The organism is Alteromonas sp. 07-89-2 (assembly GCF_013113925.1).
GTDB classification, from domain to species: domain Bacteria; phylum Pseudomonadota; class Gammaproteobacteria; order Enterobacterales; family Alteromonadaceae; genus Alteromonas; species Alteromonas macleodii.
In genome coordinates, this window is sequence record NZ_VTYM01000045.1 from 1 (window position 1) to 14,540 (window position 14,540).

At 45.5% G+C, this 14,540-nt stretch carries 13 protein-coding genes; 5 read left to right on the forward strand and 8 right to left on the reverse strand.

Annotation, left to right across the window (positions count from 1 at the left end; genetic code table 11):
* Positions 1 to 96: 96 nt before the first annotated feature.
* The 4 genes from F0261_RS19005 (at position 97) to F0261_RS19020 (ending at position 5,952) form a co-directional block, all read left to right on the forward strand.
* A complete protein-coding gene (locus tag F0261_RS19005) occupies positions 97 to 3,081 on the forward strand; it encodes a TonB-dependent siderophore receptor (protein WP_171338666.1) in 2,985 nt (994 codons plus the stop codon).
* 283 nt (positions 3,082 to 3,364) lie between these two features.
* Complete coding sequence (locus F0261_RS19010; RefSeq protein WP_014948722.1) at positions 3,365 to 3,820, forward strand: MarR family winged helix-turn-helix transcriptional regulator; 456 nt, start codon at positions 3,365 to 3,367, stop codon at positions 3,818 to 3,820.
* A complete protein-coding gene (locus F0261_RS19015; protein WP_171338667.1) occupies positions 3,817 to 4,890 on the forward strand; it encodes an efflux RND transporter periplasmic adaptor subunit in 1,074 nt (357 codons plus the stop codon). The genes F0261_RS19010 and F0261_RS19015 overlap by 4 nt, the downstream gene beginning before the upstream one ends.
* A 30-nt stretch (positions 4,891 to 4,920) precedes the next feature.
* A complete protein-coding gene (locus F0261_RS19020; protein ID WP_171338668.1) occupies positions 4,921 to 5,952 on the forward strand; it encodes a DUF2955 domain-containing protein in 1,032 nt (343 codons plus the stop codon).
* A gap of 444 nt (positions 5,953 to 6,396) precedes the next feature.
* On the opposite strand, the gene F0261_RS19025 is transcribed toward F0261_RS19020, so the two are convergent.
* From F0261_RS19025 to F0261_RS19040, 4 genes are read right to left on the reverse strand one after another with little or no spacing between them, the layout of a single operon-like run.
* Positions 6,397 to 7,332 carry an alcohol dehydrogenase catalytic domain-containing protein gene (locus tag F0261_RS19025; protein WP_171338669.1) on the reverse strand — a complete coding sequence of 312 codons (936 nt, stop codon included), beginning with the start codon at positions 7,330 to 7,332 and terminating at the stop codon, positions 6,397 to 6,399.
* Between the two features lie 30 nt (positions 7,333 to 7,362).
* Complete coding sequence (gene dkgB / locus F0261_RS19030; RefSeq protein ID WP_014978653.1) at positions 7,363 to 8,199, reverse strand: 2,5-didehydrogluconate reductase DkgB; 837 nt, start codon at positions 8,197 to 8,199, stop codon at positions 7,363 to 7,365.
* Between the two features lie 21 nt (positions 8,200 to 8,220).
* Positions 8,221 to 9,129, reverse strand: coding sequence for a TIGR03571 family LLM class oxidoreductase (locus F0261_RS19035; protein WP_171338670.1), 909 nt, complete (start codon positions 9,127 to 9,129; stop codon positions 8,221 to 8,223).
* Between the two features lie 10 nt (positions 9,130 to 9,139).
* Positions 9,140 to 10,339, reverse strand: coding sequence for an MFS transporter (locus F0261_RS19040; RefSeq protein ID WP_014978651.1), 1,200 nt, complete (start codon positions 10,337 to 10,339; stop codon positions 9,140 to 9,142).
* A gap of 192 nt (positions 10,340 to 10,531) precedes the next feature.
* Here F0261_RS19040 and F0261_RS19045 point away from each other — a divergent pair, with 192 nt between their 5' ends.
* Complete coding sequence (locus F0261_RS19045; protein WP_014978650.1) at positions 10,532 to 11,428, forward strand: LysR family transcriptional regulator; 897 nt, start codon at positions 10,532 to 10,534, stop codon at positions 11,426 to 11,428.
* A gap of 7 nt (positions 11,429 to 11,435) precedes the next feature.
* Here the strand turns inward: F0261_RS19045 and F0261_RS19050 are convergent, their stop codons facing one another.
* The 4 genes from F0261_RS19050 to F0261_RS19065 all read right to left on the reverse strand — a co-directional run bounded on the left by F0261_RS19050 (position 11,436) and on the right by F0261_RS19065 (position 14,256).
* The gene (locus F0261_RS19050; protein ID WP_014978649.1) at positions 11,436 to 12,365 is read right to left on the reverse strand and encodes a DMT family transporter; all 930 of its coding nucleotides are present in this window, start codon (positions 12,363 to 12,365) and stop codon (positions 11,436 to 11,438) included.
* A gap of 228 nt (positions 12,366 to 12,593) precedes the next feature.
* Positions 12,594 to 12,890, reverse strand: a complete 297-nt coding sequence (locus F0261_RS19055) for a hypothetical protein (RefSeq protein WP_014978648.1) — start codon at positions 12,888 to 12,890, stop codon at positions 12,594 to 12,596.
* 128 nt (positions 12,891 to 13,018) lie between these two features.
* Positions 13,019 to 13,519 carry a ribosomal protein S18-alanine N-acetyltransferase gene (gene rimI, locus F0261_RS19060; protein ID WP_171338671.1) on the reverse strand — a complete coding sequence of 167 codons (501 nt, stop codon included), beginning with the start codon at positions 13,517 to 13,519 and terminating at the stop codon, positions 13,019 to 13,021.
* An 8-nt stretch (positions 13,520 to 13,527) separates the two neighbouring features.
* Entirely contained in the window at positions 13,528 to 14,256 is a 729-nt protein-coding gene (locus F0261_RS19065; RefSeq protein ID WP_014978646.1) for a hypothetical protein, read from the reverse strand.
* Between the last annotated feature and the right edge of the window lie 284 nt (positions 14,257 to 14,540).

Below are 14,540 nucleotides of genomic sequence, written 5' to 3' on the forward strand. Positions count from 1 at the left end.
ATTGATAATATACAAAAGTTGTGCAATACATAATAAGTGTCTAAAAAACACACTAAAAATAATTAAAGCAATAAATCAAAGTCTAGGGAGACTACAATGTTTACAAACCACAAACTGGCAAAGTCGGTGAGACTTGCCTGCGCCTTTGGCGCTGCCGCATCGTTGGCATTTTCTGGTAGTATTTATGCCCAAGATGACGTCGAATCAGAGGAAGAACCGGTTGAGAAAATCGAGGTTACTGGTTCGCGTCTACTTTCAAACCCAAATGTTGCAGCAGCAACTCCTGTACTGAGCGTATCAGGCGCTGAAGCAGCTGCTCGCGGTAACTTACGTGTAGAAGATTTCGTTAACGTGCTTCCGCAGGTGTTCGCCGGCCAAGCATCAGAAGTTTCGAATGGTTCAACAGGTACTGCAACACTAAACCTTCGCGGTTTAGGTGCGAACAGAACGTTAGTACTTATCGACGGCAAACGTCTCCCTTATGGATCCTCGGGTACCAGTGCTGCTAACGTCGACTTAGTTCCAACGCAAATGCTAGAACGTGTTGATATCCTAACTGGTGGTGCATCAGCGGTATACGGCTCTGACGCCGTCGGTGGTGTTGCAAACTTCATTCTTCGCGATGATTTCGAAGGTGTAGAGTTTGGTGGTCAGTTCAGCACAAACTACGCTGACAACGATAACGGTCTGTACGAAGGCGTGCTAAACGCTGCGCAGCAGCCTGTTCCTGGTTCAACCATGGACGGCGATGAAACGCTCATTTACACAATGTTTGGCGCATCTTCTGCTGACGGTAAAGGCAACGTAACCATCTACGCATCGTATGAAGATCGTGAGGAAATTGTCCAGGCTGACCGAATTTTCTCAGCGTGTACGCTGGGTCAAAGCAATGGTGCATCAAGCTTCGAAGGCTTTGGTTGTGTAGGTTCAGCAAACTTCCGCTTGTTTGGTGGTCCGGGTGGTTTTGCGTTCCAAGAAGAAAATGGAAACATCATCTCTTACGCTGGCGGCCCAACACAAACCTATAACTTTGGTGCAACTAACTTCTTCCAACGCCCTTCTGAGCGTTACCATTTCTATGCGAAAGGTGACTATGAGCTTGCAGACGATTTAGAAGCTTACGCAGATTTTTCATACATCAACAACACGAGTGATGCTCAGATTGCACCAAGTGCCTCGTTTGGTATTGGCGCATACGACATCAACTGCGGAAACCCATTCATCCAAGGTAACAGCGGCATAGCGTTCACTGACATTTTCGGTTGCTCGGCTGACGATATTGCAAACGATGTGATTGTTAGCGGAATCACTGCATCTCACCGTAACGTTGAAGGTGGCTCACGTAATTCTCGTTTAGAGAACAGCGCATGGCGCTTCGTTGGTGGCCTAAATGGTTTCATCGATGACATCTGGGCGTGGAATGTATTTGGTCAAATCTCTGAAACTCGCGACCAGAGTTCAGCAACGAACGATTTTGTTGTTGCGAATTTACAACAAGCCCTGTTAGCAACCACTGACGAAAACGGTAATGTTGTTTGTCTTGACCAGTCTGGCGGCTGTGTACCTTACAACATCTTCCAACGCCCTGGCGGCGAGAGCTCTGTCACGCAAGACCAGTTAGATTTCATCCAAGGTATCGGTATCGTAAACGGTGAAACATCACAAAAAGTTTTTGGCGCGGATATCCAAGCTAACTTAGGCGATTACGGCATTAAGATCCCTACTGCTGATGATGGTATTGGCGTGCTGTTTGGTGTTGAGTATCGCAAAGACGAACTTGCTTCATCACCTGATGAAATCAGCCAAGTTCAGGGCGGTGGTTTCACCGGTGTAGGCGGTGCAACACTTGCCGTTTCAGGTAAAATCGAAGTTCGCGAATTCTTCACAGAGGTTCAAGTACCACTTGTTTCTGGCGCAGAGTTCGCGGAAGAGTTAGTACTAAGCGCGCAGTATCGTTTCTCTGACTATGACGCAGACGGTAACGGCACGACTAACAGTTTTGACACCAATGCCTACGGTTACCAATTAGCGTGGACACCAGTAGATGATGTTAAACTACGTGCACAATTCCAGCGCGCTGTTCGAGCGCCTAATGTAATTGACTTGTTCACGGGTCAAAACACTGGTCTACCTAACTTAAGCCCAGCGGGTGTTGATGCAAATGGTGAGCAGCTATACGATCCATGTGCGGGAAGCAACCCTATCGCGACGCTTGAGACCTGTGCAAGAACAGGTGTGACAGCAGCGCAATACGGTAACATCCTTGACGTTATCTCTGGTCAAACACAATCACTAACAGGTGGTAACCCACAACTATCTCCTGAAACTGCAGATACCGTAACCTTTGGTGTTGTAATTACACCAGCAAGTATCGAAGGTCTTTCGATTACGTTGGATTACTTTGATATTGAGGTAGAAGATGCGATTTCTGCTGGTATTCCAGCTCAAACAATCTTCGACAACTGCCTAGATTCAGGTGACCCAACCTTCTGTAATCTAATCACGCGCTCTTCAGCTGGTTCACTTGCAGCAGGTACGTTTGGTGTTGGTTTCCAACAAACAAACTTAAACATTGCTACACTTAAAACTTCGGGTCTAGACGTCCAAGTAGGTTACAATTTCGACACAGAGCTGGGTGATGTGAGATTTGACTACGCGGCAACTATGCTAGATGAGCTAAGCACCGTACCATTCCCTGGTGGTGACACTGTTGAGTGTGCTGGCTTCTTTGGTAACGCGTGTGGCGCTCCTAACCCTGAGTATCGTCATAGATTTATGGCAACGTGGAATACCAACCTAGACGTTGATATTACTGCGACTTGGAGACACTTCGGTACAACTGATAACGATGATGACGGTGATACACTAGAAACTGGATTCAAAGCTATCAACTATCTTGATATCTCTGCTACTTATTTCATGAACGATAACTTAGAGTTCACGCTAGGTGTTCTTAACCTTCTTGGTGAGCAACCTCCAGTTTACTCTGGTGCAGGTCCAGCTCTTGGTAACGGTAACACGTACCCAACAGTTTACGACACTAGCACAAACTGGTTTGCTTCATTCCGAGGTAAATTCTAAATCCAAATCTCCCTTTGGACCTAAGCAAAAAGCCGTTTATGTTTAATAAACGGCTTTTTTATTTGACCTAGTTTTATAAATCCCTCATTCAGTTGTTAAGGGCTACATCTCCCCTCATTTGAAATCTAAAAATTCGCAAAAAGCGCAGGCTTATATTCGTATCTGACACTTTTCTCATAATAAGCACTCAACTTGCAAAATCTCTTTCTCGTCTCAATGGCATTTACTTAGCATGCTAAACAAATAAAATAGTTAGCATGCTAAGTAAATCAACGGTTTTTACATGTCATTTTCGGAACCTATGCCACTTCAACTTATTGCGCTTTTTGCCCGCACTGCGCAAAAGTGCAGAAGAACTGTCACTGAATCGGTCGCTCATCTCGACCTTACAGAGTCTAGATGGCGCGTAATGATTCATATGTCATTACTTGGTGAGGGCTGTACGCAACAGATGGTGGCAGAAAGCTTGGAAATAGAAATGCCTAGCTTAACTCGCACAATTAAACAGCTCGAAACTACCGGGTTAATCAAACGCGTTACCGATACTAACGACAAACGAAGTCGCTTACTTTACTTCACAGATATGGGCAAAGGTCGAATGAATGATATCGAAAGTACATTGATGGCGCTGCGAGATGAAGTGTACGCAGGAGTATCTGAAGAAGAGTTACGCATTATGGCTAAATGTGTTCAAAAAATTGAAGTTAATGCCGCAAAATTATTGGAGTCACTTAAGTGAGTCAACGAACCCCAGATCAGGAATTTGCTAGGTATATAAAGCTGGCTTTGGTCGCTTTTGCCATCTGTTTTATCTACTTTATTATTGCAGATATACGCATGCCAATGACACCACAGGCGAGAGTCTATCATCAGGTCACGCAAATCTCTCCTCAGATAAATGGGCCGATAAATGAGGTGCTTGTCAAAAATAACCAAACCGTCGAGGAAGGGCAGGTTTTATTTGTTATTTATGAGACACCTTACCTAATTGCCCTTGAAAAGGCGCAAATTGATTTGGCAAATGTGGAGTTAGAGAACGCTCAGATAGATGCGAAAGCGGAAGCGATTAGAGCCAAAATAGAGGCTGCATCGGCGGTTTACGACGAACGCAACAGTGAATTTCAACGACTTAATTCCTTAGTTCAAACTAAAGCGGTATCTCAACAAAACGTGGACAAAGCGTACGCGCAACTTAAAAGCGCTGAAGCTGAAATTAGTGCGCTTGAAGCCGATCTAAACCAGCAAGTTGTTGCAAGAGGTAAGCAAGGTGACAAAAACCTAAAATATCTAGAAGCGGTAAATGCGGTTAAACGGGCAGAGTTGAATTTAGCCTATACCAAAATTAAAGCACCGCATGACGGCATAATGGCAAACATGCAGGTAACTCAAGGCACTTATGCTAAACAAAGTACGCCCCTTGCCTCAGTTGTCGATAACACGCTAGATGTGGTTGCAGATTTTCGAGAGAAATCACTCGCTAATGTAAAAGAAGGCATTCGCGCTAACGTCGTTTTTGATGCACTACCGGGCAAAGTATTTGAAGCTAAAGTGGAAGAATTTGAAGCTGGTGTAAGCGACGGCCAACTTGCCGCCAACGGCACCCTTGCAAGCGTTGAAAAGTCGAATCGATGGGTACGAGATGCACAGCGCCAACGTGTCCACATTAAGCTTGAAGAACAAGAAATATCGTTAAATCACCTCACCAGTGGCGCTCGCGCTACCGTGCAGATAGTTCCAGACAACCCTATTGAAAGTGTGGCAGCGAACATTCAAATTCACTTTATAAGCCTGCTGCACTTCATTTATTAGACTTTGATTATGGTTTATTAGACTTAAATTATGGATTCACAGCTAAGTAAAAATGATGTTCAGCAGATGCTTAGGATCGCCTCCGGCGCTACGTTGGGCTTCGCTATATCGAAAGCGCTGGATTGGCCTAATCCGATATTTTTTACCTTGTACCCTATTTTATTGCTTGGACTGGTAGCCGTTTTAAATGGTCACATTATTCGACAATTTCTTGCCGCAACCATCTTTCCAGCGGCAGCTGTTTTAGTGTTATACGGCTTGTTCGGAAGCCACCCATTACTGATCACGCCGCTAATCGCCATCACTTTCACTTTTCTGTTTTGGCAAATGAGTAAAGGTACGCTGTATTTATTCGGTGCGTTTTCCCTTGTAGGACTTTCGCTGCAGCTACACTTTGCCAGCTACAGCAGCGATGGAATAGATATCTACGCATTAGTGATATCAAACATCGGTGCAATTCTGTTGGCATTGATAATTGCATTCGCTTTGCATATTGTTTTTCCCGATGAGGAGCCGCGCACGCCTTTACCCAAAGCGGCAAAAGATAAAGCAAGTATTCGCCACGAAGTCATATTATGCACCACTGTCGCCACGCTATCGTTTGCTGTATTTCAAACCTTCGACTTAGTAGATTCGATATCAGCACAAGCAGCAAGTGTATTGATTCTTTTTCCACTGTGTTGGAAAGGAGCCACATTGAGTGGCTGGCAGCGAGCGCTGGGCACACTAATTGGGTGTAATCTTGCCCTGCTCGCCCAGCTCATTTTGCTCAACTATAGTGACACGTTGTTTTTCGCAAGTTTCAGCTTATGGATATTGGTATTTTTCATCAGCCGCCAGCATGTGCTTAGCGGTGGTGGTGCTGGCACTGGCTTTGGCGTACTTACCACATTTGGCATTTTGTACGGCCAGTCACTCTCTCCACAACAGGATATTATTTACAGTGCGCTGTATCGCTTTTCATCGGTAGTCGTGGCTATTGCACTTAGCCTGTGCGTTATTTATGTAGTACACAGTCTACTTAACAAATTCCAGCCTACACGACACCACACGTTTACTTAAAAGGCCTGTAGTTATAACGCTTACTGGTTAAAATTTGTGGACGAAAAGTTGATTTGCTACTTCTAGGGCCTGTTGACCTTTGGTGTACAAATTTTGGTCTAAATGGAAGCCTTTTAATCGCGAAACAGTCCTGCAAGCCTAGCGGGCTAAGTTAAAGGACTGTGACAAAGAGTAAAAGGCTTCCATAACGCCCCCTTCGGGCAGCGCCTTTGTGCCATCTATACTGCGTCGAATGTTCTCGATTTAGAACCACTAAACCGTCAAACATTCGCCTTGTCTAGATGGCACACAGACCGCTGCAAAAATGTACAACAAAGGTCAACAGGCCCTTGAAATGTACTGACCCAATAAAAAAGGCTTCGACGATATCGTCGGAGCCTTTAGGCGAGCAGAGGAAGCCCTTTAGATCGCTAAGGATAGAGAAGGACCTTAATCATTCCGGCTTTATGAAACCGCAACCACTGCCTTTCGCTTGTCTTCTTTTGAAAATTGCAGCGCGTTGTTCAAATTATCGAATTCAAACACGTTAGGTATTTCGACAACCAACGTTTGCTCAGCAACTTGCTCAAGTAACGCCTCACCGTCTTTCACCAAACGCTGCCACTGTGACAAATCGCCATAATCATGCAGCGCACTGAGCGCTATCTCATGATAAGAAATAGTACGCGTAAAAGGCGCATCAACAGGCACTTCAATACGACCTAGAATACTCACTACGTGACCATTTGCTTCAAGAAGCGGTACAAGTGACGCCGCATAGTCTGGCCCGTTCGCGTCGAAAAGTGCGTAAAATGTTTGTCCTTCAGGTTTAACGCGATGGATGGCTTTTACGCCCATCTCATCGGCTTGCTCTTGCGAAAAGCTCCCTGAGATAACATGTACATTAAAACCGGCCTGAGAAAGCATTTGCGCCAGCAATTTGTTAACGGCGCCCATACCGCTGACTAACACGTCAGCCCCTTTTCGGACCGGCACTTTACTAAACGCTTGCCAGGCAGTAAGCATTGGACATGGCAACGCAGCAGCTAGTGCAAAATCAACGCTTTCCGGCACGACCATTACACGGCTAGCATACACTTCACTATGATCGGCAAAGCTTCCGTTTTCACCTAGGCTATGATGGTAAGCCACACGCTTACCCAATAGACTGTTATCAACGCCCTCACCTACAGCGACAACAACACCCGCACCGTCCACACCGGGAATATGCCCTTTTTCCCAGTCGCGCGGGTTATCATCGATAAATTTCCAGTCAACTGGGTTAATGCCAATAGCATAGTTGCGCACGACAATACGCCCTGCCTTCGGCTCAGAAAACTCGCGTACCTGCTTTACCAGCGATGCGCCAGCTTGTTCAAATTGCCAAACGTTAGCTTGCATAAAAGCTCCTTAACACAGTGATTTTTCCGATTAGTCCCACGCAGGTGAAAAATCTGGGTTAGCTTGACGGTCGCCACAATCTAGCGCGTCAATCTTTGCGATATCGTCAGCGCCTAAGGTAAGTTCAAGCGCTTTGAAATTGGTTTCCAGATTCTTGCGCTTAGTCGACGATGGAATAGTGACTAAACCATGGGCCAGCTCCCAGGCTACCACTACCTCAGCAGTGCTCACGCCGTGCTTATCTGCTATTGCAATGATGGTCTCGTCTTTTAGCACTTTACCAACAGCAAACGGCATATATCCTGTCACTGTGATACCGTGTTTCTCACACGCTGCACGCACTTTTTCATTAGTAAGATAAGGGTGTACCTCTACCTGATTCGTGGAAATAACGCCCTCGCCCAAGATACTCACCGCTTCTTCAATTTGTGCCACGGTAAAGTTAGAAATACCAATTTCTTTTGTGAGTCCCAGTTCCTTAACGCGCAGCAATTCACCTAGGTACTCTTCCATGCTTTCGCCGTTTTCCGGTGACGGCCAATGAATAAGTAGCAGGTCAACATACGACAGTTGAAGCTTTTCCAAACTCTCTTTTACGCTATCCACAAAGCTTGCTTTATTCAGCTTGTCATTCCACACCTTGGTGGTGACGTAAAGGTCTTCACGTGCAACAAGATTGTTTGCAATAGCGTCTTTAATAGCGCGACCTACCGCTTCTTCATTGCCGTAAATTTGCGCCGTATCAATGTGACGGAAACCCACTTCAAGTGCCATTGTCACGCTGTTATAGGCTTCATCGTCTTTTAAGCGAAACGTGCCTACACCTAGCGAAGGAATTTTAGATTGTGACTGATTTACATTCGGCATGATGCCTCCTTGTTGGTTCCGTTATTTATGAAAGTGAGGTAATACGTAGTCAGCAATGCGCTGCATCGCGTCTTCTACTGGTTGCGTATTACGTCTGAAGTGCAGGCCAATATGATCAACACCCGCTTCTTTCATTGCATTGAGTTCTTTGATAAGCCCATTTACACCAGTTTCAACTCCGAATCGGTGGCGTTTTATGGGCGCTTCATCGTCTTCAACCAAATTAAGATGAATAAAGCTAACGTACGGCTTGTTGCCCGCGACATTTCGCCATAGTTCTACGCGCTTTGCATGGTCGTTCGGTGTACCTGGATACGCCAACCAACCGTCCATATTTTCTCCAATCCACTGAGGGCTTTGCTGAGCGAGCCCTGCAACGTACAAAGGCGGCGTGGTTGAGCGCGGTAACACTGACATGCCAGGCTTAAGGAAATTCTCACCGTGCTTTACAATTTCCAGTGACTGCCTGAATTGCTCGCCGCGACTGTCAAAATCGACATCGAACAACGGATACTCAACCGGTCTATCCCCACTGGCTACACCGAGTATAAGGCGGTCGTTACTTAGCTGCTGCACCGTTGCTGCCGCCTTTTTAACAAGCCATGGCTGCCTAAGAGGCAAAACAACAGCGGCTGTGCCTAATAGAATATTGTCTGTGATACCCGCTAAATAGCCCAGGTAAGTGAAGGTTTCGAAAACCTGAGCGGCATCACCAAAGCTAGGGTCGTAAATCGGTACATCTCTTACCCACGCTGCTTTAAACCCTAGTTTGTCGGCTAATTGAATACGGCTGTGATGCTCGGTCATATCAGGTACGCCGAATGGCGTACCTTTTGTGGCGTCGAAATGCGCCCAGTCGTTATCTAGCGGAAGCTCTACACCTACTGAGAACGTATGTTGTGCAAGCTTATCAAAGGTATTTGTCGTCATTATGACCTCCCTACGCGCTCGTTGTGTTATTCGCCGTATTCGCAGTACTGAGTGCGCGCTTGTCTAAATAACCGCTGAAACGTGTAACAAGTAACGCTGCAACAGAAATAATTGCGCCAATCCATGCGGTATCAGATAACTGCATGCCGTCTACAATTGCACCGCCCAGAATTGAACCCACTGCTATGCCAATGTTAAATGCCGCGATATTTAAACCTGAAGCGACGTCAACAGCATTAGGGGTAAACTTCTCTGCTAATTGAACAACGTACACCTGAAGTCCTGGAACATTGCCAAATGCAAAGGCGCCCCACACTAAAACGGTGATCACTGCAGCAACTTTACTGCCCATGGTAAATGTCAGCGCAAACAAGATGACTGCAAGGGCTGAAAAGATGATTGTTAGCGCGCGGATTGGGCCTTTTTTGTCAGCAAGCTTGCCGCCATAAATATTGCCTACCGCGACAGATACACCGTAAACCAACATAATTAAGCTAATGGCTGAGGGCGCAAAACCCGCCTCTTCCTGCAATATAGGAGCGAGATAGGTGAATGCCGTAAATGTGCCGCCATAGCCCAATATCGTCATTAGATACACTAATACCAGACGAGGCTGAACCAACACCTTCATTTGTTCACTCAAGGTGGCCGGTTTACTTTGTTTAAGATTGTTCGGTACCAGCAACGCACTGCCAATTAGCGCAAGTGTGCCAAGCGCAGACACAACAAGGAAGGTTGCTCTCCAACCGAAGTTTTGACCAATCCAGGTACCCAAAGGTACGCCAGTAACTAAGGCTACGGTTAAGCCCGTAAACATAATGGCAATAGCACTGGCTTCTTTTTCTTTCGCCACTAGCCCTGTAGCAATAGTTGATCCTATGGAAAAGAACACACCGTGCGCTAAGCCTGTCAAAATGCGAGCTAAAATTAAGCTCTCGTAGCTAGGCGCTTGCCAAGCAAGAATATTACCAGCCACAAATAGCGCCATTAAGCTAAGTAGAACATGCTTTCTATTCCACTTTCCCGTAAGGGCGGTAAGAACCGGTGCGCCAACGGCAACACCAACGGCGTACAAGCTCACAAGTAAGCCTGCGCTCGGTAATGTAACGCCAAGATCGGTAGCAATGGTGGGAACAAGCCCCACTATCACGAACTCTGTTGTGCCAATAGCAAACGCACTTAACGTTAACGCAAATAATGCAATAGGCATTTCAATTATCCTCAAAAAGTAATTAACGAGATGGCTTGATTAACAACGCCACCACTGGCTTCTATAACGAACAACTACACCGTTTTTTGAAAGCCATTAATAAAGTGCGTACAGTTTGACGATAAATTTATTTGCAAAAAACAGCACTAATGACAAAATACTTTTGCGATATTTGAAAATATAAGGTGTGCGATGCCAGTCTCATCAAAAACTGAAGATTTAGAAGCGTTCCTAACCGTTGTGGATACAGGTAGTTTTTCAAGTGCTGCCAATCTACTCAATCAGCAGGTTGCAAAAGTTAGTAGAGCGGTTACCCGTCTTGAAGATGGCTTAGATGTAACCTTATTGAATCGCACTACCAGACGGTTGGAACTAACAGAAGAAGGTGAGCTTTTCCTGCAATATGCCAGAGACGGGCTAAATATATTAGAAAAAGGTGAAGAGGCATTACGACTATTAAAGCGCGCCCCTTCTGGAAAACTTCGGGTCGATGCTGCGAGCCCGTTTGTATTCCACCAGCTAGCGCCGTTAGTGGGTGATTTTCGAGAAGCATTTCCTGACATAACACTCGATATCACCAGTCACGACAGCATTATCGACCTGTTGGAACATAAAACCGATATCGCAATACGTATTGGTGATTTAAGCGACTCTAACTTGCACGCTAGACGTTTAGGAAAAAGTAAGCTGCATATTGTGGCAAGCCCACAGTATCTTGAAAAATATCCCATATCTGAAGACGAAGGTGGAATTAGCACGCTAAACAAACACAAACTGATTGGCTTTAGCGACTCACCAAGTCTAAATAAATGGCCGCTCAAGCAAGATATTAACTTGCAGTACAGTCTTCGTGCGTCAAGCGGCGAAACTATTCGCCAGCTCTGCTTGTCAGGTCAAGGTATCGCGTTACTTTCTCACTTTATGGTACACAAAGATATCAGTGCAGGCTCGCTGGTAGAGCTATTTCGCGACGATATCGTCAGTCCAAACCGCAGAGAGTCGGTACAAGCGGTATACTATAAAAATAGTGCAGTATCGTCTCGTATCTCTGCGTTTTTAGATTTTATACAGCCTCGACTAACCCTTTAACTTACCGTTATTTCACGTGGCCTTTACCTAATATTTTTTTAAGTGTGCTTTGAGGAAGGCCATTTACTATTAGCGCGGCTATCATCAATATTGCGCCGGCCATAACCATAGGCAGTAGCGTTTCTTTAAGCAATATCACAGAGCTTACATAGCCCACTATCGGCGTGAGTGTACTAATAAGAACAATTTTATCTGGGGGTAATTTAGGCCCCGCCGCTACCATAAGGCCAAAACCGAGACCCGTTGCCACTGGCCCAATGTACGCCAATAGTAACCAATCGCTTATATCGTAAGCCCCAAAATTAGGTGTTGGTTCAACTATCAGTGCAATAGCAAGCATGGCGAAACCTGCGATGGTAAACTGCCAGAAGACAGCTTCAATGACGCTTCCCTTCCACTTGTGAAAAGACACTCTTCGAATAGCGACCGCCCACAATGCAGATGCCAGCAACATACCAAAGAGCGGTAGCCATGCGCCCGGTTGTCCCGAAGCAAACAAAATCATTGCACAGCCAATGGTAGATATACCGGTTAGAATTAATCGCTTAGAAGGCGGGCGTTGCCGATACCATAGCGTGTCAATAAGCAGCATCCAAAGCGGTGTGGTGTAAATAAGAATACTGGCCGTGCCAGCAGGAATAAACTGCAATGAAACGGTAATAAGCCCCATTGATAGGATAAACTGGAAAAACGCAACGACAAACACCACCGAGCGATCTTTACGATTGAGCACCGGTAAACGTTTTTTGGTGATAAGTACAAACAGCGCGAGTACGGGAAGGCTTAACAAGAAGCGCAAGCACACCATCCATACAGGCCCTACAATCTCGAGCCCTAATTTCATGCCTGGCCAGTTAAGTCCTAAACACAACACTGCAACCAAAAGCATTTTAATGCCTTTTGATTGCTCTTTTTCCGCCACCGATGATGAAGACATGCGTTTTAAAAAATCCAATTACACGAACTGCGTTAAGAGAAGTTTCTACCGCCCGGCAAGCTGAATGTAGGCGGAGAATTTTAAGGGCGCAAATATAAGTGAATTAGCAAGGGATTAAAACCTTCCTGACCGTGCAAACACGCCAATTTATCGACCAAATGGTCAACTTTTTAAAACCTTGTGGAAACTTTGCTATACGGGTGGTTAATCACTGATAAACACTTTGACTTACAGGTACAATGCAACAGACAGCAGCTTCCGCTCCCCTCTTTCTATTTTGCTTACGCTGTGCATGTACTTATCTGGCCGAAAAAAGTAAATGCGGTTAAAGAGATTAAAGATGACTTTCTCTGCCCAAAATTGACCGCCGCGCTCCGGCTTTTTTAGTACCACATTAAATTTAAAGTAACGCCCGCTGCCCATAGGGTCATTATGTTCTAACACGCTATGACCCTCTTTGTAGGTAACCACATTTACAGCAAATCGTTTTGATGAGATTAAAGCCTTGTTGAGCACTTTAGCCATGCTATTTCTACCCTGCTTGATGGGGACGTGTTCTAATTTAAACACGCACGGCTATGGTCTGGAAGCGTATGCTGAGTTCAGATAATGCTTTGATATACGCGAAACGTATATGCCTAGGATTACAAACACTAGGCTAAGGTGGGATTTGTCCACTTCATGATTTTAGCGTTTTCTTTTTGTGCGCTGTTTCCATTACTCTTGTCATACCCGTCATTATTACTTTTTACGGTGTAATAGTTTTTGCGGGTTTCTATATGCTGAAACCCCGAGCTCTCGTACAGCGCAATAGCAGTATGGTTACTTTCACGCACTTCTAGCCACATTTCACGCATTGCATTTTTTACCGATGTCTCAATGACAAAATCAACTAAAGCGCGACCTACACCCTTGCCTCTTGCGCCACTGTCCACCGCAATATCCATCAGCGTAGCTTCATCAACGACCTCAAGCATGATGGCATAGCCAACAATCTTGTCATTTTCAAAGGCAAACACCCCGTAATAGGGTTTGGTGAGACAATCCGCGAAGGTACTTAGTTTCCAAGGCGACACGTGTGCCTCTTGATGGATAGCATGAGCAAGTTCAATGTGCTCGTTAAAGCCTTGTGGCGGTACGATTGTTAACTTCATCAACGCGACTACTGACCGTTAGTGGAGTGGTTTAATTCGCGTGCTGCGCTGATAAGCTGCGCCCACAGTTCCCGTTTTTGCACAGTTGAGAGTTTAAGCGGTGTGGCTGGCAATATAATGGCCGTTTCGCTTACCGATAGCGTACGGCCAATCATTATGGTGCTAGCCCACTGTGACGGTATACCCAACTGAACACAGGCTAGCTGCAAGTCTTTTAGCCATTGCTGTGATTTCGCTTTCTGTTCGGCACTTAACGGGATACCTTCAGGCGATACCGGCTCTTTTGCGCCAATAGACTTTGTTAAAGACTCTTGCGAGGTAACCGCATTGTCGAAAGACGGCGAAATGTTGTGTGACTGTGAAGCACCTGTTTCGGTTTGCCCTACTTTCCTTTCATCGTGCGACGCGCCAGGTGTGGAAAGTTTTGCTGCCCCGCCGTCTTTAGGCTTAGCCTTATCTTTCGCGCTACTGCCAACATTTGCCCGCAACTGAGCAAGACGTGATTGCTTTTCTTCTTGAGATATTGGCGTTGAAGGTGGCTTATTGGTTTGAGCGTTTTGGCTGAAGGGTAATTGTGTCGATGAACTACTAGCAGTGCCGACGTTGCGTTGTGCTGCATTGGCGTTGTTTTGTTTCGCTTGGTCTTCCTGCTTTAGCTCAGTGTAGGCTTCTTTGGTGATCCAAACCGAGATCCCCATTTCCTGTAAAACCGCCTGCTGATATGAAGTAAGAGACATTGCGCAAAAACACCTAACGTGGATAGTTCATTGTATTTGTTTAGTTTACTAAAGTTGCAGGCTTGGTTGAATAACTATCGCGTTCTTTTGCTCGGATTGTACCTGCTGTTTAATGCTCAAGCGTTAATTCATAAGCGTTGATTCTTAAGTATTATTCGCGAATTTATAATGCCTAGCCCTTAGGGCCTGTATATGGTCTCCCCCATTATTGCAAGAGTAAACATGCTGTTTTGACTAAAATGGTTTGCGTCCGTATATCCGGCTTCTCGTTGAAGTATTTTCAC

Bases quoted from the DNA above. Each gene is read 5' to 3' on its own strand.
- F0261_RS19005 (WP_171338666.1), top strand. From the start codon at position 97: ATGTTTACAAACCACAAACTGGCAAAGTCGGTGAGACTTGCCTGCGCC.
- F0261_RS19010 (WP_014948722.1), top strand. From the start codon at position 3,365: ATGTCATTTTCGGAACCTATGCCACTTCAACTTATTGCGCTTTTTGCC.
- F0261_RS19020 (WP_171338668.1), top strand. From the start codon at position 4,921: ATGGATTCACAGCTAAGTAAAAATGATGTTCAGCAGATGCTTAGGATC.
- F0261_RS19025 (WP_171338669.1), bottom strand. From the start codon at position 7,332: ATGCAAGCTAACGTTTGGCAATTTGAACAAGCTGGCGCATCGCTGGTA.
- dkgB (WP_014978653.1), bottom strand. From the start codon at position 8,199: ATGCCGAATGTAAATCAGTCACAATCTAAAATTCCTTCGCTAGGTGTA.
- F0261_RS19035 (WP_171338670.1), bottom strand. From the start codon at position 9,129: ATGACGACAAATACCTTTGATAAGCTTGCACAACATACGTTCTCAGTA.
- F0261_RS19040 (WP_014978651.1), bottom strand. From the start codon at position 10,339: ATGCCTATTGCATTATTTGCGTTAACGTTAAGTGCGTTTGCTATTGGC.
- F0261_RS19045 (WP_014978650.1), top strand. From the start codon at position 10,532: ATGCCAGTCTCATCAAAAACTGAAGATTTAGAAGCGTTCCTAACCGTT.
- F0261_RS19050 (WP_014978649.1), bottom strand. From the start codon at position 12,365: ATGTCTTCATCATCGGTGGCGGAAAAAGAGCAATCAAAAGGCATTAAA.
- F0261_RS19055 (WP_014978648.1), bottom strand. From the start codon at position 12,890: ATGGCTAAAGTGCTCAACAAGGCTTTAATCTCATCAAAACGATTTGCT.
- rimI (WP_171338671.1), bottom strand. From the start codon at position 13,519: ATGAAGTTAACAATCGTACCGCCACAAGGCTTTAACGAGCACATTGAA.
- F0261_RS19065 (WP_014978646.1), bottom strand. From the start codon at position 14,256: ATGTCTCTTACTTCATATCAGCAGGCGGTTTTACAGGAAATGGGGATC.